The 22013-nt window shown below is 64.2% G+C and carries 20 protein-coding genes; 11 read left to right on the top strand and 9 right to left on the bottom strand.

The features are described from left to right. Window positions 1-101: 101 nt before the first annotated feature. From P775_RS11305 to rbfA, 4 genes are all read right to left on the bottom strand, one after another. Window positions 102-1451, bottom strand: coding sequence for a sensor histidine kinase (locus P775_RS11305; RefSeq protein ID WP_143520876.1), 1350 nt, complete (start codon window positions 1449-1451; stop codon window positions 102-104). 249 nt (window positions 1452-1700) lie between these two features. Next, window positions 1701-2627, bottom strand: coding sequence for a hypothetical protein (locus P775_RS11300; RefSeq protein WP_099911108.1), 927 nt, complete (start codon window positions 2625-2627; stop codon window positions 1701-1703). A gap of 111 nt (window positions 2628-2738) precedes the next feature. Continuing rightward, the gene (locus tag P775_RS11295; protein WP_180287415.1) at window positions 2739-3491 is read right to left on the bottom strand and encodes a phosphodiester glycosidase family protein; all 753 of its coding nucleotides are present in this window, start codon (window positions 3489-3491) and stop codon (window positions 2739-2741) included. Between the two features lie 6 nt (window positions 3492-3497). After that, window positions 3498-3893, bottom strand: coding sequence for a 30S ribosome-binding factor RbfA (gene rbfA, locus P775_RS11290; RefSeq protein WP_099911118.1), 396 nt, complete (start codon window positions 3891-3893; stop codon window positions 3498-3500). A gap of 89 nt (window positions 3894-3982) precedes the next feature. Between rbfA and dapB the strand changes: the two genes are divergently transcribed. Then, complete coding sequence (dapB, locus tag P775_RS11285; protein WP_425439900.1) at window positions 3983-4810, top strand: 4-hydroxy-tetrahydrodipicolinate reductase; 828 nt, start codon at window positions 3983-3985, stop codon at window positions 4808-4810. A gap of 113 nt (window positions 4811-4923) precedes the next feature. After that, a complete protein-coding gene (locus tag P775_RS11280; RefSeq protein ID WP_099911106.1) occupies window positions 4924-5286 on the top strand; it encodes a dihydrodipicolinate reductase in 363 nt (120 codons plus the stop codon). A 170-nt stretch (window positions 5287-5456) separates the two neighbouring features. Here the strand turns inward: P775_RS11280 and P775_RS11275 are convergent, their stop codons facing one another. Next, window positions 5457-5663, bottom strand: coding sequence for a DUF1674 domain-containing protein (locus P775_RS11275; protein WP_099911105.1), 207 nt, complete (start codon window positions 5661-5663; stop codon window positions 5457-5459). Between the two features lie 91 nt (window positions 5664-5754). On the opposite strand from P775_RS11275, the gene P775_RS11270 reads away from it, so the two are divergent. Continuing rightward, the gene (locus P775_RS11270) at window positions 5755-7017 is read left to right on the top strand and encodes an RsmB/NOP family class I SAM-dependent RNA methyltransferase (RefSeq protein WP_099911104.1); all 1263 of its coding nucleotides are present in this window, start codon (window positions 5755-5757) and stop codon (window positions 7015-7017) included. Between the two features lie 198 nt (window positions 7018-7215). On the opposite strand, the gene P775_RS11265 is transcribed toward P775_RS11270, so the two are convergent. Beyond that, window positions 7216-9048 (bottom strand): methyl-accepting chemotaxis protein, encoded by a 1833-nt coding sequence (locus P775_RS11265; protein ID WP_180287414.1) that lies wholly within the window; start codon window positions 9046-9048, stop codon window positions 7216-7218. A gap of 220 nt (window positions 9049-9268) precedes the next feature. Here P775_RS11265 and P775_RS11260 point away from each other — a divergent pair, with 220 nt between their 5' ends. The 6 genes from P775_RS11260 (at window position 9269) to P775_RS11235 (ending at window position 16570) form a co-directional block, all read left to right on the top strand. After that, window positions 9269-11014 (top strand): heparinase II/III family protein, encoded by a 1746-nt coding sequence (locus tag P775_RS11260; RefSeq protein WP_099911102.1) that lies wholly within the window; start codon window positions 9269-9271, stop codon window positions 11012-11014. 23 nt (window positions 11015-11037) lie between these two features. After that, a complete protein-coding gene (gene purH, locus P775_RS11255; protein ID WP_099911101.1) occupies window positions 11038-12627 on the top strand; it encodes a bifunctional phosphoribosylaminoimidazolecarboxamide formyltransferase/IMP cyclohydrolase in 1590 nt (529 codons plus the stop codon). 91 nt (window positions 12628-12718) lie between these two features. Beyond that, window positions 12719-13189, top strand: coding sequence for a signal peptidase II (gene lspA, locus P775_RS11250; RefSeq protein WP_099911116.1), 471 nt, complete (start codon window positions 12719-12721; stop codon window positions 13187-13189). A gap of 77 nt (window positions 13190-13266) precedes the next feature. Beyond that, the gene (locus P775_RS11245) at window positions 13267-13776 is read left to right on the top strand and encodes a DUF3035 domain-containing protein (RefSeq protein WP_099911100.1); all 510 of its coding nucleotides are present in this window, start codon (window positions 13267-13269) and stop codon (window positions 13774-13776) included. 134 nt (window positions 13777-13910) lie between these two features. After that, a complete protein-coding gene (locus P775_RS11240) occupies window positions 13911-15257 on the top strand; it encodes a M16 family metallopeptidase (protein WP_099911099.1) in 1347 nt (448 codons plus the stop codon). Further along, on the top strand, window positions 15254-16570 hold the full coding sequence (locus P775_RS11235) for a M16 family metallopeptidase (RefSeq protein ID WP_099911098.1): 1317 nt from the start codon (window positions 15254-15256) through the stop codon (window positions 16568-16570). The genes P775_RS11240 and P775_RS11235 overlap by 4 nt, the downstream gene beginning before the upstream one ends. An 81-nt stretch (window positions 16571-16651) precedes the next feature. On the opposite strand, the gene dapA is transcribed toward P775_RS11235, so the two are convergent. After that, window positions 16652-17527, bottom strand: coding sequence for a 4-hydroxy-tetrahydrodipicolinate synthase (gene dapA, locus P775_RS11230; RefSeq protein ID WP_099911097.1), 876 nt, complete (start codon window positions 17525-17527; stop codon window positions 16652-16654). Window positions 17528-17666: 139 nt separating this feature from the next. Between dapA and P775_RS11225 the strand changes: the two genes are divergently transcribed. After that, a complete protein-coding gene (locus P775_RS11225; RefSeq protein WP_099911096.1) occupies window positions 17667-19622 on the top strand; it encodes a lytic transglycosylase domain-containing protein in 1956 nt (651 codons plus the stop codon). Between the two features lie 129 nt (window positions 19623-19751). Here the strand turns inward: P775_RS11225 and P775_RS11220 are convergent, their stop codons facing one another. Together P775_RS11220 and mnmC2 are read right to left on the bottom strand one after the other, a co-directional pair. Further along, entirely contained in the window at window positions 19752-20627 is an 876-nt protein-coding gene (locus tag P775_RS11220) for a DMT family transporter (protein WP_099911095.1), read from the bottom strand. A 17-nt stretch (window positions 20628-20644) separates the two neighbouring features. Next, window positions 20645-21328 carry a tRNA (5-methylaminomethyl-2-thiouridine)(34)-methyltransferase MnmC2 gene (gene mnmC2, locus P775_RS11215; RefSeq protein WP_099911094.1) on the bottom strand — a complete coding sequence of 228 codons (684 nt, stop codon included), beginning with the start codon at window positions 21326-21328 and terminating at the stop codon, window positions 20645-20647. A gap of 151 nt (window positions 21329-21479) precedes the next feature. On the opposite strand from mnmC2, the gene P775_RS11210 reads away from it, so the two are divergent. After that, window positions 21480-22013: FAD-dependent oxidoreductase (locus tag P775_RS11210; protein ID WP_143520875.1), on the top strand; the 534-nt coding region annotated here is incomplete at its 3' end.

Here is a 22013-nt window from a genome sequence, read left to right as displayed (position 1 = left end):
TCGGGGGGTTGCACAGACCTAAGGCCAGAGCCTGCTGCGTGCAAGGGCGGGTGCGGAACACGGATATGGGGGGCGAGGCTGCATGCTGATATCAAAACGCCTCAGTATCCGAGTTTCTGGGCGAGGCCGTTGTCTGTCGGGAGGACCATCACGACGCGGGTGCCCCGGGGGCTGCTTGAGATCAACAGGTTTCCGCCGGATTGTTCTGTGAACCCCTTGACCATGGAGAGGCCAAGGCCCGAGCCTTGGCCCACCTTTTTTGTGGTGAAAAACGGTTCGGTGACGGAGTCCAGCAGATCCGGGGGGATGCCCGCGCCGTTGTCACGGATTTCTATCGCCCCGTAGGCGCTGTAATGTGTGGATTTGCGACCGACGCTTTTGACCTCTGCCACGGAGGCGCGGCGGCTGTAAATCTCGATCTTGCCACGGCCTTGCAGGGCGTCGCGGGCGTTGATCAGCAGGTTGAGCACGGCGTTCTGCAGCTGGCCCCGGTCGCAGAACAGGTTGCGAAGGTCCGGGTTTGCGGAAATGGTCGTCTCGATCGTGGCGGGCACGCTGTGGTTCATGATCTTGCCAAATTCGCTCCAGAACGAGACCAGATCGATTTTCGAGGCTTCGAGGCGTGCCTTGCGCGAAAAGGACAGCAGCTGGCTGGTGAGATCGGCCGCCCGGTCCGCCGCCAGTTTGGCATCCTTCAGGGTTGTCGCCACCTCTTCTGGGTCTTCTGCGAGTTCTGCCAGTTCGATGTTGCCGCGGATCACTGTCAGCAAATTGTTGAAGTCGTGGGCAACGCCGGCGGTGATCTGCCCGACAGCTTTCATCTTTTGGGTCTGGATAGCCTCTATCCGGGCATTGCGCAGCGAGACATGGGTCTGGATGTTGCGATACTGCGCGATCACGTAATAGCTGCAGACCCCGATCGTGCAGACGACGATGATCATGTCTTCGGTCATGTCGTGATCGATCCGGGTGTGATCGGTTTGCAGGATCAGGTAAAATCCCATGATCAGCCCGGCCAGGGCGACGATGACCGTGTCAAAGATGGCGGAGATGCTGCCGTGGCGGTGCCGGGAGAGATTGAACATCCCCTGCGCGACAAGCGCTGTGACGCCCAGAGCCCTGAAAGACATGTCATCGTGCAGGAAGACGTAGACTGCGCAGCTGCTGTAGGCGATCACCGAGGTGATGAACAACGTGGTCAGGCGCATGTAGACGGTGCGCGATGTCGGCGGCTTCATTTTCGTCAGGCAGAAGCTGTAGTAGCCGTTCAGGGCCAGAAAAATGATCAGCCAGATCGCGATGACCGGGCTGCCGATATGGATCGTCATGAAGAAGCCGCCGAGAATGACGGTGGTGTAGCGCAGGGCGAGTTCTGTCCAAGAGCCTATGTCGGCCTTGACCATGCTTTCGACCATTGGCCAGTAGTCTTCTGTTTCATGCGGATTGGCCAATCGGACCTCGGGTATCTGACCTGTGAGTCCGGTATGTTAGCTGTGAGGCATTGAGAAGCGGAAAATATGGCATGCGAATTTTTCGAAGATGCCGCTGGTGGAACACCACGGTTTTGCCCGGTGGCGGTTTGCGCGCTGCCGGGATGTCGGAGTCACAGGCGCCAATCCTTGCGGCGGGGTTCGCGATCCGGCGCAGTGCCTGACGGGCAGGTACTGCGCCGTGGGTGAAACCGGTGGGCGCGTTCAGGGTCAGGAGCCGCAGGCGTAGCCGAGCTGGACATGGCCGCGATCGACGCCTTCGACCACCACGGAACAGTCCCCCTCGACCGAGACGCTTTCGCCGACCGTGACCGACTGGGTGGTCAGGCCATTGACGGCGAGGCGCACCGCGCTGCCGTCTTCGGAGATGGCGGAGACAAAGACGCGGGTCTTGCCGTCATCGAACATCGCCGATTCGCCCGGGCCAAAGCCCGTGGCTGCGGGCACTTCGGCGCCACAGATACCCGAGATTTCGGCATGACCGCGGTCCACCGCATCAAGCGTCAGCAGGCAGTCCCCGACGGTCATCGTGCCACCGGTGGACAGGGTGGCCATTTCGCCATTCACCGACAGGCGGGCGGTGTCGGTGCCGACCATCGACACAAAGGCGCGTACGGCGCCATCGGCAAAGAGCGCAGATTCGCCCGCGGTGATGCCTGTGGGCGGGGTGGCGTTGTCGGCGGGGACCAGTTCGGGTTCGGGGGCGGCAGCAGGGGCTGCTGCGGCGCTGTCCCCGGAGGCGTCAGCCTTGGGGGCCGGGTGGGGTGGTGGCAGGCTGCTGAGCTGATCGCCGAGCTTTGCGAGGCTGTCGGAAATGTCGCTTTTGGTCTGGGACAGGCTGCTGCCGATTTCGCCCGACATCGCCTCGATCCGCTGGGCAAGGGCGTCGAGCCCTGAGGTGTCCGTGGCCGCATCGGCGGTTGAGGCGAGCGAGGTTTCCATCGCGTCCAGCCGTGAGTTCAGCGCGGTGATCTGATCGCCAAGACCGCTGACGCCGCTGTTGATCGCATCGCTCGTGGGGGCAAAGGCGCTGCCGATCTGGGTCTTCAGATCCCCCTTGTTTGGTGCGGCGATATAGCCCCCTGCAAAGCCGATGATCAACGCGACCAAGCCGGTGCCAATGAGTTTCTGATCCAATCTCTCTCTCCCTTGTCTGAACAGTCTTGTGTGACCGTTGATCGGCCTTCTTGTTTTAAGGAGACCATAACATGGGGGCATCGGAAAAGAGATTCTTAGGTCTGCGACACTTTATTCGTCGGATTCAACCACGCCGATAATCGGACCCATCCAGCGGCCAATGTCCGCGCGCCCGAGCTCTGGCGCATAGAGGCGTGAAATGTTGCCGTCCAGAAACAGCGCCTGCGGCACCGTGAGTCCGTCGCGAAAGAAGGTCGCGAATTCATAGAGGGTCACGGCGTTTTCCGAGATCACGAAATACGCCGTCTTGCCGTCATCCGAGGTGCCGACGCCGTTGCGGATATAGCGCGAGGTGCTGTCGGGCAGAAAGCGGGGATGCAATGCGCCGTCGATGACCAGCATCGGGCCGGACTGGGTGGCATAGGTGCATTGCGGCTTTTCACTGACAAAACGCAGGGTTTCGTAAACGTCGGCGCGGCCCTTGCCGATGCACAGGATGCCGTTGGGCAGCAGGCCAAAGTTGCCGGGGCCGGGAGTGGTGATGACGCGCATCTGTTCGCTGCCATCTTCGACGTAATGGCCGACCGGGGCGCGGTCATCGTGATACATGCCGCCGTTCATCGCAAAGGCGAGGTGTTTGCGCTGTGCGCGCAGGCTTGCATCGACCTGCTGGAACTGGCCGTAGGGCACGCCGCTTGCGTCATTGAGAAAGAGGCGCAGGTCCTCTTGGGTCATGTCGACGGCGCAGACCGTATAGCTGTTTTCGTCAAGGGATTGCGCCGTGCAGGTTACAGCAGAGGCAGCCTGTGGCCCGGTCAGGGCCAGCAGGGAGGCGCCGAGCAGAAGAGAAAGCCAGCGTGTCATGCGCAATCAGTCGTCCAGGTCGCGACGCACGTCTTCCTGAGCGAACATGCGGCGGGTTTCGTCGAGACGGTCAAACGTCTCGTCCAGACGGAAGCGCAGGTCGGGTGCAAATTTCAGGGTCAGCACCTTGGACACGGCATGGCGCAATTCGCCCTTGTTGCGCGCAAGCAGGCCGATCACCTCTTCCTTGCCCTCTCCGAACAGCGGAAGCACGTAAACTGTCGCGACCTTGAGGTCGTTGGACATGCGCACTTCGCCCACGGTGATGGACATGCGGTTGAGATCGGGGTCGTGGATGTCAGCCCGGTTGAGCACATCCGAAAGGGTGCGACGGATGAGTTCCCCGACGCGCAGCTGTCGCTGGCCGGGTCCTGCAGAATCTGAGGGTCTGTTCTTTGCCATGGCTCCCATCTAAGCGGTCCGGCGGGCTTTGCCAAGCGGGGCGGGGCAGGTTATGCAGGTTCGGATTTGGAATCTACGGAGGCGGCGCGATGAGTGGTCAGACAGTGGGCGATCTGCCCGGCGTGGTGGTGACCGGCGTGTCCGGACGCATGGGCCAGATGCTGGTGCGCGAGATCCTGGCGTCGGACCGGCTGCGGCTGGTCGCGGGGGTCGAACGGACGGGGCATGGTTGGGTCGGGCGTGATCTGGGTGCTGCGATGGGCGGCGCGGATCTGGGTGTGCCGGTGATGGATGACGCGCTGGAGGCGTTTGCAAAGGCGCAGGCGGTGATCGATTTCACCACACCCGAGGCCACGGTGGGCTTTGCCGAGCTGGCCGCACAGGCGCGCGCCGTGCATGTGATCGGCACGACTGGCCTGTCGGAGGCGGATCTGGCCAAGATCAAGGCGGCGGCGCGCCATGCGGTCGTCGTGCGGGCCGGAAACATGAGTCTGGGGGTCAACCTGCTGACGCTGCTGACCAAAAAGGTCGCGGCGGCGCTGGATGAGGATTGGGACATCGAGATCGTCGAGGCGCATCACAACCAGAAGGTCGATGCACCGTCCGGCACGGCGCTGATGCTGGGTGAGGCGGCGGCCGAAGGGCGCGGCGTGGCGCTTGCGGATGTCTCGGACCGGGGCCGGGACGGCATGACCGGCGCGCGCAAGCGGGGCGACATCGGCTTTGCCGCGCTGCGGGGCGGTGATATTGTCGGTGAGCATGACGTGATGTTCGCCACGGCGGGCGAGCGTCTGATCCTGCGCCATGTGGCCAGCGACCGGTCGCTGTTTGCCCGGGGCGCGCTGCGCGCAGCCCTTTGGGGGCAGGACAAGGCGCCCGGCGAATATGACATGCTGGATGTGCTGGGCCTGAACTGAGGGCGCTGGCCGCCTTAATTTAGCGTTGTTGCGAAACCTTTGCCCCGGTTTCACCGTTCCTTGATCAATGGTGCGCCATTCTGTGCGCCGGGATCGGAAAATTGGGGAACAACATGACGGGATTACGCATCGCCGCACTTGCGGCCCTTGTGACGATGGTTTCGGCCGAGGCCGCCCTGGCCGAATTTACCAAGATCAGCCAGCGCGACCAGTTCGTGCAGCTGGTGGATGGCAGGACCCTGTCGCGCACGCTCGTGTCGCTGCAGGTCACACCGGATGGCGCGATTTCGGGCACCGGGGCCGTGTGGGATGTGACCGGGCAATGGAGCTGGCAGGATGGATTTTTCTGCCGCAACCTGAACTGGGGCGGCGATGATCTGGGATACAATTGTCAGGAAGTCGCCGTAAACGGCGCGGCGATCCGCTTCACCTCGGACCGGGGGGCGGGGAAATCTGCGGATTTCCGGCTGCAGTGACGCGGGTTGCACCCTGCCTGTGCGGCGGCCGCCCGAGTTATGGTTGCCAGAGTTGTGGCTGCCAGAGTTGTGGCTGGCTGAGTTGTCGCAGACTGAGTGAGGGGCCAGCCCCTCACACTCCCCGGGATATTTAGGGACAGGTGAGGCTGGGGGTGCTCTGACTTTGACTGTCAGAAGTCGATGGCGAGGCCCTTTTTTTCCCAGTCGCCATAGCGGACCGGTTCGGGGCCGTCGCGCCCGCCCAGTTCGGGCGGGGTGGGGTTGGCGCGGGCCTCTTGCTCGGCCAAGGCGCGGCGTTCGGCGGCTTCGGCGAGGGCGCGCAGCGCGGCGGGGGGCAGATTTTGCGGGGTGTCGTCGGTGATATCGTCAGCGGGCATGCAACTGGTTTCCTTGGCTGTCTGCCCCTGATATACGCCGCTGAGGTTTGCGGGCAAGGTGGCCCGGCCCTTTCCCCCCGGAGTTTGCTGAATGTCTACACCCCCGTTGTCCGCCCGTCATGCCGCTGTCGATCTGCTGGATCAGATCCTGGGGCAAGAGAGGCTGATGTCCGAGCTGATGGGCGGCAACGCCTGGGCGGCGATGACGCCCGGGGATCGTGCGGCGGCACAGCGGCTGGCGGGCGACGTGCTGCGTGGAATGGAGCGTGCGGACCGTGTGCTGAAGCCGTTCCTGAAAAAGGCGCCGCCGCTGCGGGTGATGAATGTGCTGCGGCTGGCCACGGTCGAGCTGTGCGCCGGGGGGGCCGCGCATGGGGTGGTGAACGAGGCGGTGAATATCATCGCGCGCAGCGGGCGCACGGCGGGAATGAAGGGTCTGGTCAACGCGGTTCTGCGCAAGGTTGTGGCCCATGGACCGGCGGAATGGGCCAAGTTGCGGGTGCCGCGCATGCCCGGCTGGCTGCGGGATCCGCTGGTCGAGGCCTGGGGGCGCGAGGCGGTGATGGCAATGGAGGCGGTGCAGTTTGCCGGGGCGCCGCTGGATCTGACCCCGCGCGGCGATGCGGCGGCGGTGGCCGAAGCGGTGGGGGGCGAGGTTTTGCCGACCGGGTCAGTGCGGGTGGCCGGTGCCGGACAGGTCAGCGCGATGCCGGGGTTCGATGCGGGAGAGTGGTGGGTGCAGGATGCCGCCGCCGCGCTGCCGGTGCGGATGCTGGGTGATGTCGCCGGGCTGAGGGTGCTGGACATGTGCGCCGCCCCCGGGGGCAAGACGCTGCAGCTGGCAGCGGCAGGCGCGCGGGTGACGGCGGTGGATCTGTCCGAGGCGCGGATGGCACGGGTGGCCGAAAACCTGGCGCGCACGGGGCTTACGGCCGAGCTGCTGGTCGGGGATGCGCTGGAAATCGAGGGCCAGTATGACGCGATCCTTCTGGATGCGCCCTGTTCGGCCACGGGCACGATCCGGCGCCACCCCGATCTGCCCCATGCCAAGTCCGGGGACGGGATCGACGCACTGATCACCCTGCAGGGGCAGATGCTGGAACATGCCTTGTCCTTGCTGGCGCCCGGCGGGCGGCTGGTGTTCTGCACATGCTCGCTGATCCCGGATGAGGGTGAATGTCAGGTCGAAGCGGCGCTGGAGCGGGGCGGAGTCGAGGTCCTGCCAGTGGATCTGCCCGGCATCCCGCAGGCCTGGGTCAGTCTGGAGGGCGGGCTGCGCCTGCGCCCGGACTACTGGGCCGAACTGGGCGGGATGGACGGGTTCTACATGGCCTTGCTGCGCAAGACGGCGTGATCCAGAGCCCCGGGTCAGCCGGGGTTGGGGCTGGCCGGAGCGTGGCCTTGGACCCGTCCAGTCCCGCGGGTCACGGTTTCCGGCAGAGGCCGCAGGCAGCGCTGCCTCTGAACCAGAACTTTCTTTTTAGCGCTGCAAGCTCAGGGCGTTGACGTCAGGTGGCGATCCCCTGACGTGCCGGCCCAGAACTGAAACGCCTCAACCGGCAAGGGAGGTGCTGGCGTGCGGGTCATCATAGGTGTCCTCAGACCAGCCTTTCCTGGCTGTGGTGCCGAGGTTGAAGACGCCGACCGCCTGGCGCAGATTTGCGGCCTCTTCGGTGAGATTTTGGCTGGCGTCGAGCGTTTCCTGAAACAGGGCGGCGTTTGCCTGTGTGTCTGCATCCAGATGCGACACGGCGGTGTTGATTTCCGCGATGCCGATCGACTGTTCTCGGGCCGAAGAGGCGATGCCAGAAACACGCGAGGCAATTTCCGTGACCGAGGTGAAGATTGCGTTCAGCGATTCGCCAGTCCGTCCGACCAGTTTGACCCCGTTGTTCACCTGTTGTGAGCTGTCGTTGATCAGCCCGGTGATTTCGGCGGCGGCAGAGGCGGACATCTGCGCCAGTTCGCGCACTTCTGCAGCAACCACCGCAAAGCCACGACCGGCGGGACCGGCGCGGGCCGCTTCGATTCCCGCGTTCAGGGCGAGGATGTTGGTCTGGAAGGCGATGCCGTCGATCACGCCGACGATGCGGGAAATCTTGACCGAGGATTCCTCGATCTCCTGCATGGACAGGATCACGGATTGCACGATCTGACCGCTGAGCTGGGCATTGGCGCTGGAGTCTTTCACGATCACCTCGACCTCTGCGGCGCTGTCTGCTGAGAGCTGCACGGAGGAGGTGATTTCCTCGACCGCGGCGGCGGTCTGTTCCAGAGTGGCGGCATTGCGTTCCGAACGAATGGCGACGTTTTCGGCAGAGTTGCCAATGGTTTCACCCTGTGCGCGGATGCGGTCCGACGCTGCGCTGATAGTGCCGATCACGCTGGCCAGAGAGGCGACTGTGTCGTTGAAATCCCGGCGCAGCGATTCATAAGCCTCGGGGAAGACGGTATCGATGCTCACGTCCAGATTGCCTGAAGACAGGGCAGTGAGGCCCTTGGCGAGACTTGAGACAACCTGTTTCTGTGCCTCTGCATCAGCTTCGCGTTCGGCCTGACTGGCAGCGGCCTGCTCTTCGAGCGCGGCGGTGCGTTCCAGATCCTGCTGGAACACCTGCACGGAGCGGGCCATCTGGCCGACCTCGTCACGTTTGTTCACGCAAGGCACCGGACTGTGCAGATCGCCGTCCGACAGTTGATGCATGCGCAGGTTGAGTTTCTTGATCGGGCTGGTCACGCTGCGGGCGATCAGCCAGCTGACGACAATCAGGAGCAGCAGCCCGGCGCCCAGCGTCCACATAGCCATTTTTTCGATTCGCGCAATCTGCGCTTCCAGATCCTCGATATAGGTTCCGGTGGCGAGGATCCATTCCCAAGGCTTGAAGTCGAGCCCGTAGCTCATCTTCGGGATCTGTTCGGCATCCGCTTCAGCGGTGCGTGTCGTGCTGTAAAAGACGACGCCGCCGCCATCTTCCAGGGCGACCTTTGTCAGGTCAGCATAGATGTAAACCCCGTTCGGATCGACCCGGTCAGAGCGGTCCAGACCGATCGTTTCGGGCGAGCGGCCATGGGCCACAAGGACGTTTTTGTAATTCCAGGCAAAGAGATAATTGCCATTGTCATAGCTTGATCTGTTGATGATACGCACGCCCTCGGCCTGCGCCTCTTCAAGAGTAAGGGTCCCGGCCTTGACCTGTTCGTCAAGGGCAGCAAGCTGGCTTGAGACCACATCGACGACATCGCGCAGATGCGCCTCTCGCATCTCGTAGATATTTTCGACGAGGAATTCGTACATCTTGTACGCCGTGAAGCTGCTGACGAGTATCGACACAAGGATGATGGAATAGATCCGCCCTGCGATCTTCAGTCCAAATTTTTTCTTCATCCTTAAGGATCCTGACGTTGTCACACTGTTCAGCCCCTCAGATATCAGGCGGAAGTTTAATGCCGGGTTTAAGGCGGTGGATATTTCCACACAAATTCCAAACAAATGGCAGGCTGGCGAAGTCTTTGGCGGACAAAGGCTTTTTGAAAGGTGACATTGTCGTGACCGCGCGATAGCGTTGTCAAAAGACACGCCGAAGCGACGGCGAGGGGCTGGGTACATGTCTGAAACGGAAAGCTGGCAGGAGGCGCGGACGCGCCTGATGAACCGCGTGCATGCGCGGCTTTCGACGCGCGCACGTGCGGCGACCGGCTTTGTATCCTCGCCCGAGCCGCGCACCACGGGGGCGGTTGCGCGGGGCCGACAGCTGATCGCAGGAAATCTGATGTTCGCGGGGCACCTGATCGAGGCGCCGGGTGCGATGATCTGGGATCTTGATCCGCCGGATGCGGCTTTTGTAGAAGAGATCCAAGGGTTTGGCTGGCTGGACGATCTGGCGGCCGTGGGCGATGTGCGGGCACGCAAGGTGGCGCAGGACTGGCTTTGGGGCTGGATCGCGCGCTATGGCCGCGGGCAGGGCCCGGGCTGGACGCCCGAGCTGACCGGTCGGCGGCTGATCCGCTGGATCCATCACGCGCTGTTCATCCTGCGGGTGATGGACGGCGAAAAAGCGGCGCTGTTCTACCGTTCGCTGGCGCAGCAGACGATCTTTCTGGGGCGGCGCTGGGAGGTGGCGCGCCCCGGTCTGCCCCGGTTCGAGGCCCTGACCGGGCTGATCTATGCGGGGCTGTCGCTGGAGGGGATGGAGGCGCATGCCGCACCCGCCCTGCGCGGTCTGGGTGGTGAATGCCGCGGGCAGGTGGATGCAGAAGGCGGCATTCCCACCCGCAACCCGGAGGAATTGCTGGAGGTTTTCACGCTGCTGACCTGGGCGCGGGCGGCGCTGGAAGAGGCGGATCTGGTGCCCGATCCCGAGCATGTCGCAGCGATTGCCCGCATAGCGCCAACCCTGCGCAGCCTGCGCCATTCGGACGGGAGCCTGGCACGGTTTCACGGGGGCGGGCGCGGGCCGGAGGGGCAGCTCGATCTGGCGCTGGCTGCAAGCGGCGTGAAGAAACGCCAGAGCGACCGGCTGGTCATGGGCTATGCGCGGATGTCGGGCGGGCGTACGTCGCTGATCGTGGACGCCGCCGCACCCGCCAGCGGCAATGCGTCGTTTCATGCGCATGCCTCGACCCTTGCCTTTGAGCTGACATCGGGGCGCAGGCCGCTGATCGTGAACTGCGGGTCGGGTGCTGCCTTTGGGCGGGACTGGCGGCGCGCGGGGCGGGCAACGCCGTCGCATACGGCGCTGTGTGTGGATGGCTATTCCAGTGCGCGGTTGGGCAAGGCCGGGCGGATCGGCTCGCAACTGCGCGAAATGCTGGAGGAGGCGCCGCGCAACGTTCCGGCCCAGCTGTCGCCCGGGGAATACGGGCTGCGGTTCGAGGGCGGGCAGGACGGGTATGTCGCAAGCTACGGGCTGACACAGGCGCGGATGCTGGAGCTGGCCTTTGACGGGCGCGCCCTGATGGGCGAGGATCTGCTGATGGCGATAGAAGCGGCTGACAAGAAGACCTTTGATCGCCGCCTGGAAGCGACAGGCCTGAGCGGGGTGCCGTTTCAGCTGCGGTTTCATCTGCATCCGGATGTGGATTCGGCGCTGGATATGGGCGGGCAGGCGGTGTCGATGGCGTTGCGGTCCGGCGAAATCTGGGTTTTTCGCCACGAAGGGGCCGAGGCGCTGACGCTGGAGCCGTCGGTTTATCTGGAAAAGGGGCGTTTACGGCCCCGATCCTGCAATCAGATCGTTTTATCCGGGCGCGCGATGGAGTATGCGACGCGCATCCGCTGGTCATTGGCCAAGGCTCAGGACACCGCGATTGCGATCCGGGATCTGGCAATGGACGAAGCGGACTCCGATTAGCTGATCTCAGGAACCTGACCCATATGACCGATCTTTGCCCCGTCCGCCGCGCCCTCATTTCCGTCTCTGACAAGACCGGTCTGATTGACCTTGGCCGCGCGCTGGCCGCGCGGGGGGTCGAGCTTTTGTCCACCGGCGGATCGGCCAAGGCGCTGCGCGATGCGGGGCTGGAGGTGCGGGACGTGGCGGATGTGACGGGCTTTCCCGAGATGATGGATGGGCGGGTCAAGACGCTGCACCCCGGCGTGCATGGCGGATTGCTGGCGCTGCGCGACAACCCCGCGCATGTGAAGGCGATGGAGGATCACGGCATCGGCGCGATCGACCTGCTGGTGGTGAACCTGTACCCGTTCGAGGAAACCGTCGCCAAGGGCGCGGATTACGAGACCTGCATCGAGAATATCGACATCGGTGGCCCGGCGATGATCCGCGCGGGCGCCAAGAACCACGGTTTCGTCAATGTGGTGGTGGATGTGGCCGATTACGCGCCGCTGCTGGCCGAGCTTGAGGCCCATGACGGTCAGACGAGTTATGCCTTTCGGCAGAAACTGGCACTGACCGCCTATTCCCGGACCGGGGCCTATGATGCGGCGGTATCGGCCTGGATGGCGGATGCGCTGAAAGAGGCCGCACCGCGTCGGCGCGTATTCGCGGGTACATTGGCGCAGACCCTGCGCTATGGTGAGAACCCGCACCAGTCGGCGGCGTTCTACACCGATGGTTCGGCGCGCCCCGGTGTGGCGACGGCCCAGCAGCTGCAGGGCAAGGAGCTGAGCTATAACAACATCAACGACACTGATGCGGCGTTCGAGCTGGTGTCGGAATTTGCACCCGAAGACGGCCCGGCCTGCGCGATCATCAAACATGCCAACCCTTGCGGTGTGGCCCGGGGCGCGACCCTGAAAGAGGCCTATACCCGGGCGTTTGATTGTGACCGCACCAGCGCGTTCGGCGGGATCATCGCGCTGAACCAGGTTCTGGATGGTGCGACGGCTGAGGCGATTGCCGAGATCTTTACCGAAGTTGTCATCGCGCCCGGTGCCGATGAGGATGCCAAGGCGATCTTTGCCAAGAAAAAGAACCTGCGCCTGCTGGTGACCGGCGGGCTGTCAGATACCTCGGTCGGGGGGCTGACCTATCGGCAGGTGTCGGGGGGCATGCTGGTGCAGGACCGCGACACGGGTCGCATTTCCATGGACGATCTGAAGGTGGTGACCAAGGTCAAGCCGACGGAGGCGCAGCTGGCCGATCTGCTGTTTGCCTGGACCGTGGCGAAACATGTGAAGTCGAACGCGATCATCTATGTCAAGGACGGCGCAACCGTGGGTGTCGGCGCCGGGCAGATGAGCCGGGTCGATTCGACGCGCATCGCCGCGCAGAAATCGCAGGACATGGCCGAGGCGATGGGGCTGGATGCGGCGCTGACCCAAGGGTCGGTTGTGGCGTCGGATGCGTTCTTTCCCTTTGCCGACGGGTTGCTGACGGCAGCGGCGGCGGGGGCCAAGGCGGTGATCCAGCCCGGCGGGTCGATGCGCGATGACGATGTGATCAAGGCAGCGGACGAGGCGGGAATCGCCATGGTGCTGACCGGCATGCGGCATTTCCGGCACTGAGCCTGAGTCGGCGCCAGCGGAGAGGGCGGATTTTGCGTATTCTGAAAGAAAAGAAGCAGGGGATCTGCATGATGACCTTTGGGTGGGCGCCGTGAGGCTGGTGTTCTGGGCGGGGTTCTGGACCTTTCTGCTGGACCAGGCGAGCAAATGGGCCGTGGTGCACATGATGGAGTTGGATCTGCGCGGGCAGATCGATATCTGGCCGCCGTTCCTGACCTTTCGCATGGCGTGGAATTACGGCATCAACTTTGGTCTGTTGTCGGGGCAGGCAGATGTGACCCGATGGCTGCTGATCGCCGTGGCGCTGGCCATCATCCTGTTTGTGCTGGTCTGGGTGCGGCGCGACCCGCCGGGATACTGGGGGCTGGTGTCGGCCGGTATCCTGATCGGCGGGGCGGTGGGCAATGTCGTGGACCGGCTGCTGTATGGCGCGGTTGCGGATTTCCTGAACATGTCCTGCTGCGGGATCAACAATCCCTACGCGTTCAATGTGGCGGATATTGCGATCTTTGCCGGGGCGATCGGGCTGGTGCTGTTTCCGACCGGGAAAAAGGCGGGCTGACGCCCGGGGTGCAAAAGGCCCCGTGACCTTGTTGCCGAGATGGTCTAAGGCTGAACGGGACAAAATGGAGGCTGGCGATGTTCGGGCGCTGCATGATCTTTATGGCTGGGATGACGCTGCTGATGTCCTGTGGCGACGGGCGGCTGCGCGACGTGAGCACAAACCGCTCGACGCCCGAGGAATTCGCGATCGTGCCGGCCAAGCCGTTGCAGACACCGCCGAATTTCAGCGAGCTGCCGGCACCCACGCCGGGGGCGGCGAACCGTACCGATCCGTCGCCGCTGGGTGATGCCGTGGCCGCGCTGGGCGGCAATCCGGCGGCGCTGAATGACACGGGTGTGTCGGCTGCGGATGCCGCGCTGCTGGGAACGACGCAGCGGTTTGGTGTGTCTGCGGGCATCCGGGGCGATCTGGCGCAGGAGGACGAGGCCTTCCGCAAACGCCAGGCGCTGTTCAACTGGCGTCTGGTCAAGGACAACGAATACAACCGGGTCTATCAGGGCCAGCGTCTGGATGCCGGGGCCGAGATGGAACGGCTGCGCGCGCGCGGTGTGCGCACACCGTCCGCACCGCCCGAGGCACAGTGACCTCTGCCGCGCGCGGAATGGCGCGCGGCGGCCAAACCTCACAAAACTGTATAGCGCCTCTCGCGCATCGTGACTTGCAACCCTTGGCCCGCGACGTAGGTTGATCCCCAACTGTGTTTGGAGGACTTCTGCCCATGCTGAGACGCGCAACCCTTGCCGCCGCCCTGAGTGTCGCCGCCCTGTCGGCGCAGGCGCAGGAGTCGAAGGACCCGGTCACCACCTTTACGCTCGACAACGGTCTGGAGGTGGTGGTGATCGAGGATCACCGCGCGCCTGCGGTTGTGCAGATGCTCTGGTACAAGGCGGGATCCGCCGACGAGACGGCCGGATCGTCGGGTGTGGCGCATTTTCTGGAACATCTGTTGTTCAAGGGCACCAAGACGATTGCGAGTGGCGAATTCAGCAAGATCGTGGCGGCCAATGGCGGCAATGACAACGCCTTCACCAGCTTTGACTACACCGGGTATTTCCAGCATGTTGCGTCGGACCGGCTGGATCTGATGATGCAGATGGAATCGGACCGGATGGTCAATCTGCAGCTGGACGAGGCGGACATCGCGACCGAACGGGATGTCATCATTGAAGAGCGCAACATGCGCATCGAGAACGATCCCGGCGCGTTGTTTTCCGAGCAGCGCAGCGCAGCGCAATACCTCAACCACCGCTATGGCGTGCCGATCATCGGCTGGCGTCACGAGATGGAAGCGCTGGATCTGAAGAAGGCGCTGGGCTTTTATCACCTGAACTATGCGCCCAACAACGCGATCCTGATTGTGGCGGGCGATGCCACCCCCGAACAGGTGCGCAAGCTGGCCGAAGAGCATTATGGCCCGATCCCTGCCAACCCCGAGCTGAAACCGCGCGACCGCCCGCAGGAGCCGCCCCAGACCGCTGAGCGGCGGCTGATCTATCGCGATGCGCGGGTGTCGCAGCCCTATGTGATCCGCACCTACCTTGCGCCCGAGCGCGACGCCGGGGCACAGGAAAAGGCGGCGGCGCTGACCATGCTGTCAGAGATTCTGGGCGGCGGGCAGACCTCTGTCCTGACGCAAAAGCTGCAGTTCGAGACGCAGAAGGCGGTCTATACAAGCGCCTTTTACGACGGGACATCGCTGGACGACACGACCTTTGGTCTGGTTATCGTGCCGACCGAGGGTGTGAGCCTGCAGGAGGCCGAGGATGCGCTGGATGCCACCGTGGCGCAGTTCATCACGGATGGGGTGGATCAAAAGCAGCTGGATCGCATCAAGTTTCAAATGAAGGCCAACCAGATCTATGCCCGCGATTCGGCGGATTCCATCGCGCGGCGCTATGGGTCTGCGCTGACCGCAGGGCTGACGGTCGAGGATGTGCAGGCCTGGCCCGACGTGCTGCAGGCGGTCACGGCAGAGGATGTGATCGAGGCGGCGCGGTCGGTGTTTGATCGCAAGAAATCGGTGACCGGCTGGCTGATGGCCGCCAATGAGGAGGTCGGCCAATGAAATATCTGCTGACATGTGTACTGAGCTTTCTGATGGTGACGCCTGCGCTGGCGGAGATCAAGATTCAGGAGGTTACCTCGCCCGGTGGGATCACCGCCTGGCTCGTACAGGAGCCGTCGCTGCCTTTTGTGTCGCTGGAGATCCGGTTCCGGGGAGGTGCCTCGCTTGATCTGCCGGGCAAGCGAGGGGCGACGAACCTGATGGTCGGGCTGCTGGAAGAGGGCGCCGGGGACAAGAATGCGCAGGCCTTTGCAGAGGCGCGCGAGGATCTGGCGGCGAGCCTTGGCTACAGCGTCTCTGACGATGCGCTCAGTGTGTCGGCGCGGTTCCTGACGGAAAATCAGGATCAGGCGGTGGCGCTGCTGCGCGAGTCGCTGGTGGCGCCGCGCTTTGACGCAGAGTCGATCCAGCGGGTGAAGGGGCAGGTGATGTCCGGCCTGCGCTCTGATGTGACGGATCCGGATGAGATTGCCGGCGCGGCCTTTGACAAGGCGATGTTCGGCGATCACCCCTATGGATCGAAACTGGCCGGCACGCTCGAGTCCGTTGAGGCGCTGAGCCGCGATGATCTGGTGGACGCCTGGAAAGGCGCCCTTGCGCAGGACCGGGTTTATGTGAGCGCGGCGGGGGATATCACGCCCGAGGCGCTGGCGGGGCTGCTGGATGGTTTGCTAGGCGATCTGCCCAAGACCGGTCTGCCGCAGCCCGAGGACATCACCGTGCAGTCCACCGCCGGGGTCACGGTCATCCCGTTCGACACGCCGCAATCCGTGGCGATGTTCGGGCATGAGGGGCTTGCCCTGGACGATCCGGATTTCTTTGCGGCCTATGTAATGAACGTTGTTTTGGGCGGCGGCGGGTTCGAGGCGCGGCTGATGAAGGAAGTGCGCGAAAAGCGCGGGCTGACCTATGGGGTCTATACCTATCTTTCCAACAAGGATCATGCGGATCTGATGGTGGGGCGCGTTGCGTCGGCCAATGACCGCATCGCAGAGGCGATCCAGGTGATCAGCGATGAATGGGCCAAGATGGCGGAAGGCGGCGTGACGCAGGCCGAGCTGGATCAGGCCAAGACTTATATGACGGGCTCTTATCCGCTGCGCTTTGATGGCAACGGGCCGATCGCCAATATCCTTGTGGGGATGCAGATGGACGGCTACCCGATCGACTATGCCAAGACCCGCAATCAACGGGTCGAGGCGGTGACGCTGGAAGATGTCAAACGCGTGTCGGCGCGGCTGTTGAAACCCGAGTCGCTGCGGTTTGTTGTGGTGGGCACGCCCGAAGGGCTTGAGAGCACGCCGGGTCAGTGACGCGGCGCTGGCTGCGGGGCGCAACGCCCGAGAATTTTCGTACGAAAATTCTCGGGGTCCCGCTTGGATCGGGTGTTTGCGTCAGTTCAGCAGGCCTGCGTGACGCAGACCGGCATCGACCTTGGCCCGGGTTTCGGGGGTCAGCGGCAGCAGCGGTGTGCGCACCTCATCCGAGCAAAGGCCCAGACGCTGCATGGCGTATTTTGCGCCGCAGACACCCGGTTCGGTGAAGATCGCCTGGTGCAGCGGCATCAGACGGTCCTGAATCGCCAGCGCCGTGGCGTAGTCGCCGGCCAGCGTCGCCTCTTGCAGGTCCGCACAGAGGCGCGGCGCGGCATTGGCGGTCACGGAGATGCAGCCGACGCCGCCCTGGGCGTTGAAGCCATGGGCCGTGCCATCCTCACCCGAGATCTGCAGGAAGTCCGGGCCGCAGGTGATGCGCTGCGCGCAGACCCGGGCCAGATCGCCGGTGGCATCTTTCACCCCGATGATGCGCTCCAGCTTGGCCAGTTCGCCCATGGTGGCGGGGGACATGTCCACCGCCGAACGGCCGGGAATGTTGTAGATGATGATCGGCAGGTCGCAGCAGTCATGCAGCATTGTGAAATGCGCGATCAGCCCGGCCTGGGTCGGTTTGTTGTAATAGGGTGTCACCACCAGTGCGGCATTGGCCCCGACACGCTGGGCGAACTGCATGAAGCGGATCGCCTCTGCGGTGTTGTTTGAGCCTGCCCCTGCGATCACCGGGATACGGCCCGCAACGGCCTGGACGACGCAGTCAACCACGGCCTCGTGTTCGGTATGGGACAGGGTCGGGCTTTCGCCGGTGGTGCCCACGGGGACCAGACCATGTGAACCCTGCGCGATGTGCCATTCGACCAGCTTCTTGAGCGTGTCGAAATCCACTGCGCCGTCCTTGAACGGCGTGACCAGGGCAGGCATTGAGCCTTTGAACATGACACGCTCCTTTTTTCTGTACAGTTCTCATCCCACGAGGATCACCGGCACCTTCCCAAGAAAGTGAGTTGTTGCTACTGGGGGGAACGGTATCCTCTGGGCCGTGTCTATCCAGTTTCAGAGGGGAAATTGCAAGCTCATGTCGCGCCTGTTGGCCCTCATCTTTGTGCTTTTGACCGGGTTGGCGCCCGCGCGGGCGGCAGATTCTGCCAGCGACCGCCCGTTGGCGCGGGCGATGGTGGAGATAAAGCGGGGCAACTGGGCCGCAGCGCAGATCACGGCGCGCGGCGACGGGCAGCCTGCGATGGATGTGGTGATGTGGCAGTATCTGCGCGCCGGTCTGGGATCGGCCCGGCAGGTGCAGGATTTTGTGTCCCGCAATCCCGACTGGCCCGGCATGCCCTATCTGCGCGAGAAAAGTGAAGAGGCGATGGTCGAGGCGCCGCATGGCGATGTGGAGGCCTTTTATGCCGACGACCGCCCGCAGACCGGCAGTGGCGCGCTGTCGCTGGCGCGCGCCCTGATCGCGGATGGCAGGCGGGGTGAGGCCGAGGCGACAGTGGTTCTGGCCTGGCGCACGCTGGCGTTGTCTTCCGAAGAACAGGCGGTGTTTCTGGCGGAACATGGCGCCCTGCTGAAGCCGCATCATCAGGCGCGGCTGGACATGGCGCTGTGGAACGGCTGGGAGAGCACTGCGCGCGCCATGCTGGCACTGGTGGATGCGGATCACCGCGCGCTGGCCGAGGCGCGGATGGGATTGATGGACAGTGCCGCCGGGGTGGATGGGCTGATCGCCAGGGTGCCTGCCAGTTTGCAGCGCGATCCGGGGTTGGCCCATGCGCGGTTCGAATGGCGGCTGCGCAAGAACCGGCAGGACGATGCCATTGCGCTGTTGCTGGAGCGGTCAGCCAGTGCGGCGGCGCTGGGGGAGCCATCGGGCTGGGGCAACAGGCGCCGGTCGCTGGCGCGGGACAAGATGCGCGCGGGGGATACGGAGCTGGCCTATCGGATCGCATCGACGCATTTTCTGAGCGAGGGGTCGGATTACGCCGATCTGGAATGGCTGTCTGGCTATCTGGCGTTGCGGTTTCTGGACAAGCCGCAGCTGGCGCTGGAGCATTTCCAGCATCTGAGGCGTGGCGTGGACACGCCGATCTCCTTGGGGCGGGCCGGCTACTGGATCGGGCGCGCGCAAGAGGCTTTGGGGAATACTGCGGCGGCGCAGGAGGCCTATGGCTTTGGCGGGCAGTATCAGACCACCTTTTACGGGTTGCTGGCGGCGGAAAAGGCCGGACTGCCGGTGGATCCGAAACTGAGCGGGCAGGAGGTGTTTCCGCCGTGGCGCGAGGCGGGGTTTACCGAATCGTCGGTCTACAGGGCGGCGGTGCTGCTGCTGGCGGCCGGGCAGGAGGATCTGGCCGAGCGGTTCTTTACCCATCTGGCGGAATCGCTGGACCGCACGCAGATCGGCCAGATGGGCGATATGCTGGCCGAGATGAACCGCCCGCATATCCAGGTGATGCTGGGCAAGCGCGCGGCGCAGGCGGGGATCGAGCTGCCCGGGCCCTATTACGCGCTGCATCCGCTGGCGAACGAGCCGCATCCGGTGCCGACCGAGATGGTGCTGGCCATTGCGCGGCGCGAATCCGAGTTCAACCCGGGTGTGGTGTCGGGTGTTGGCGCGCGCGGGCTGATGCAGGTGATGCCGCGCACCGCCGAGGCGGTGTCGGGCTGGATCAACGAGCCCTATTCCCTGTCCGGTCTGCTGAGCGATCCGGAGTATAATGCGCGCATCGGGGCGGCCTATCTGGCCAAGCTTGCCCAGCAGTTCGAGGGCAATGTGGTGATGATGGCGGCCGGGTATAATGCGGGACCTAGTCGGCCGAGCGGGTGGATGCAGCTTTATGGCGATCCACGCAAGGGGCAGATTGATGTGGTGGATTTCATCGAGTTCATCCCGTTCCGCGAGACGCAGAATTATGTGATGCGCGTGGCGGAAAGCCTGCCGGTCTATCGTGCCCGTCTGGGCAAGGAAGCGCTGCCGGTGCCGTTTTCGCAGGAGCTGATCGGCGCGACCCTTGGGGGGGGCGGGTAGGGCTGGGGCTCTGTCCTTGTCAGGCAGGCGCGGGGGAGGTGTCGTGCGGGGGCTCTGCCCCCGCCGCCCTTACGGGGCGGCTCCCCCGGGATATTTCTGGACAGGTGAATGGGGGGCGCTTGTGGAGCTTCAGGCTTTTAGCGTTTTCTTTCGTGCGCGGGCGAGGGTGAAGAGGCCTGCGGCGACGATGATCAGCGCACCGATGGCCACGTTGGGGCGCAGGGTTTCGTCAAAGACGAGCAGGCCGATCCCGGCGGCAAAGGGCAGTTGCAGATAGGCAAAGGGCTGCACGGCGCTGGCCTCGGCGGCCTCATAGGTCTTGATCAGCAGGAAGTGCCCGCCCGCGCCGGTGACGCAAAGCACGGCCATCCAGACCCAGTCCGGGCCGCTCATCCCCTGCCAGTGGAAGACGCCGATGGCGGTGGCGAGGACCGAGCCGACCGTGCCGGTCCAGAAAAAGCTGGTGGCGGCGGTGTCGCGGCGGGCCACGTAGCGGGTGAGCAGGCCGTAGAGTGCGAACATCAGGGCGGCGGCCAGCGGGATCGCGGCGAAGGGCGAAAAGACGCCGTGGTCCGGTTGCAGGATGATCATCACCCCGACAAAGCCCACGGCAATTGCGGCCCAGCGGCGCCAGCCCACATGTTCGCCTAAGACAGGCCCGGAAAGGGCTGCGATCAGCAGTGGGTAGCAGGCAAAGACTGCGTGGCTTTCGACCAGTCCGAGGTAGACGAAGGCGGTGACCATGACCATGATCTCGGCTGTGAGCAGCACGCCGCGAAAGGCCTGCACCAGCGGCTGCACGGTCTTGGCGGCGTTGCGCAGGCCTCCGGCCTGACGCGAGGCGAGGGTCATCACGAAGGCGGCGAAGAACCAGTAGCGGATCATCACGACCATGTAGACGTTGTAGTTTTCCGCCAGATGCCGCGAGACCGCGTCCTGTGCCGAAAACACCATCGTGGTGGCGACCATGAGCAGGACGCCGCGTTTCGTGTCGTTACTGGTCATTTGTGTGGCTTTCGGGATCAGAGAGGGCTGGCCGGGGCCTTGCGGGCGACGGTCATGTGTCGCTTGCGTCCGTAGCCGGGGATGCGGGTGACCTCAAGCCCGGCGTCACCCAGAGCGCGGCGGATGTGGCCTGCCGCGGAATAGGTGGCCGCTGTGCCACCCGGGGCGGTGTGGTCTGCCACTTGTTTCATCAGATCCGGCCCCCAGAGTTCGGGGTTCTTGGCGGGGGAAAAGCCGTCGAGGAACCAGGCGTCGGCCCGGTGCTGCCATGCGGGCAGGGTGGTGCGGGCGTCGCCGGGGATCAGGGTAAAGTGCAGGTTGGGCAGGGTAAAATTTGTGGTGCCGTTTTGCCAGAAGGGGGCGAGGTTGTCTGCGATTTCGGCCAGTTCGGGAAAGGTCGCCTGCGCGCGGATCATGTCGGCGGCGGGGAGGGGGAATGCCTCGAATGTGGTGAAGTGGAGCGTGCCGGTTTGTGCGGTGCTGCGCCAGAGGTGCAGCGCGGCGAGCAGGTTGAGGCCGGTGCCAAAGCCGAGTTCGGCGATGTGAAAGCCGTCGGCAAAGCGGTCGGGCAGGACGTTGCCGGTCAGAAAGACATGGCGCGTTTCGGCCAGCCCGTCATCGAGCGAATAATAGTGATCGTCAAAGCGAGTCGAGACCGGCACACGGTCGTCACGCCAGCTGAGGGGGGTCTGATCGGGCATGGGGGCATACTCTGCTGCGTTTCGGGTTTGGCCTGAGGCAAGCGGCATCGGGCGTCGCGTTGGGCCAAAGGGAGAGACCGCGAATATCCGATTCAGGTTCAGGCCGAAACGCTATAGGGGTCTGCCCGGGATATGAAGAGGACGCGAGTGAATGGCAAGGATCGACGTGACAGTGCGCGGGGCGGGGATCTTTGGCCTGTCGGTGGCCTGGGCCTGTGTGTTGCGCGGGGCCAAGGTGCGGCTGGTTGACCCGTTTGGCGCCGGGGCGGGGTCGAGTGGCGGGATCGTCGGCGCGCTGGCGCCGCATGTGCCCGAGAACTGGAACGACAAGAAGGCATTCCAGCTTGAGTCGCTGTTGATGGCCGAAGGGTTCTGGGCTGGGGTCGAGGCGGCGGGCGGCGTGACTGCGGGCTATGGTCGGCTGGGGCGGTTGCAGCCTGTGGCGGATGCGCGGGCTTTGGAATTGGCGCATCAGCGGTCTGTTGGCGCAGCGGATCTGTGGCAGGGGCGGGCAGAGTGGTCTGTCGTCGAGGCGTTTGACGGCTGGGCGCCCCAGTCGCCCACCGGCTGGCTGATCCGTGACACGCTGTCGGCGCATCTGCATCCGCGCCGGGCGGTGGCGGCGCTGGTTGCCGCGCTTGCCGCGCGGGGTGTGGTGGTCGAGGCCGAGGCGCAGGACGCCGGT

Source organism: Puniceibacterium antarcticum (assembly GCF_002760615.1).
Classification (GTDB): domain Bacteria; phylum Pseudomonadota; class Alphaproteobacteria; order Rhodobacterales; family Rhodobacteraceae; genus Puniceibacterium; species Puniceibacterium antarcticum.
This window is presented reverse-complemented; position numbering and strand designations above follow the sequence as displayed.

Coding starts and splice junctions, on each gene's coding strand:
- dapB (WP_425439900.1), top strand. CDS start 3,983: ATGAGTGGTCAGACAGTGGGCGATCTGCCCGGCGTGGTGGTGACCGGC.
- P775_RS11270 (WP_099911104.1), top strand. CDS start 5,755: ATGTCTACACCCCCGTTGTCCGCCCGTCATGCCGCTGTCGATCTGCTG.
- P775_RS11265 (WP_180287414.1), bottom strand. CDS start 9,048: ATGAAGAAAAAATTTGGACTGAAGATCGCAGGGCGGATCTATTCCATC.
- P775_RS11280 (WP_099911106.1), top strand. CDS start 4,924: ATGACGGGATTACGCATCGCCGCACTTGCGGCCCTTGTGACGATGGTT.
- dapA (WP_099911097.1), bottom strand. CDS start 17,527: ATGTTCAAAGGCTCAATGCCTGCCCTGGTCACGCCGTTCAAGGACGGC.
- rbfA (WP_099911118.1), bottom strand. CDS start 3,893: ATGGCAAAGAACAGACCCTCAGATTCTGCAGGACCCGGCCAGCGACAG.
- P775_RS11235 (WP_099911098.1), top strand. CDS start 15,254: ATGAAATATCTGCTGACATGTGTACTGAGCTTTCTGATGGTGACGCCT.
- purH (WP_099911101.1), top strand. CDS start 11,038: ATGACCGATCTTTGCCCCGTCCGCCGCGCCCTCATTTCCGTCTCTGAC.
- P775_RS11240 (WP_099911099.1), top strand. CDS start 13,911: ATGCTGAGACGCGCAACCCTTGCCGCCGCCCTGAGTGTCGCCGCCCTG.
- P775_RS11245 (WP_099911100.1), top strand. CDS start 13,267: ATGTTCGGGCGCTGCATGATCTTTATGGCTGGGATGACGCTGCTGATG.
- P775_RS11260 (WP_099911102.1), top strand. CDS start 9,269: ATGTCTGAAACGGAAAGCTGGCAGGAGGCGCGGACGCGCCTGATGAAC.
- P775_RS11220 (WP_099911095.1), bottom strand. CDS start 20,627: ATGACCAGTAACGACACGAAACGCGGCGTCCTGCTCATGGTCGCCACC.
- P775_RS11225 (WP_099911096.1), top strand. CDS start 17,667: ATGTCGCGCCTGTTGGCCCTCATCTTTGTGCTTTTGACCGGGTTGGCG.
- mnmC2 (WP_099911094.1), bottom strand. CDS start 21,328: ATGCCCGATCAGACCCCCCTCAGCTGGCGTGACGACCGTGTGCCGGTC.
- P775_RS11295 (WP_180287415.1), bottom strand. CDS start 3,491: ATGACACGCTGGCTTTCTCTTCTGCTCGGCGCCTCCCTGCTGGCCCTG.
- P775_RS11275 (WP_099911105.1), bottom strand. CDS start 5,663: ATGCCCGCTGACGATATCACCGACGACACCCCGCAAAATCTGCCCCCC.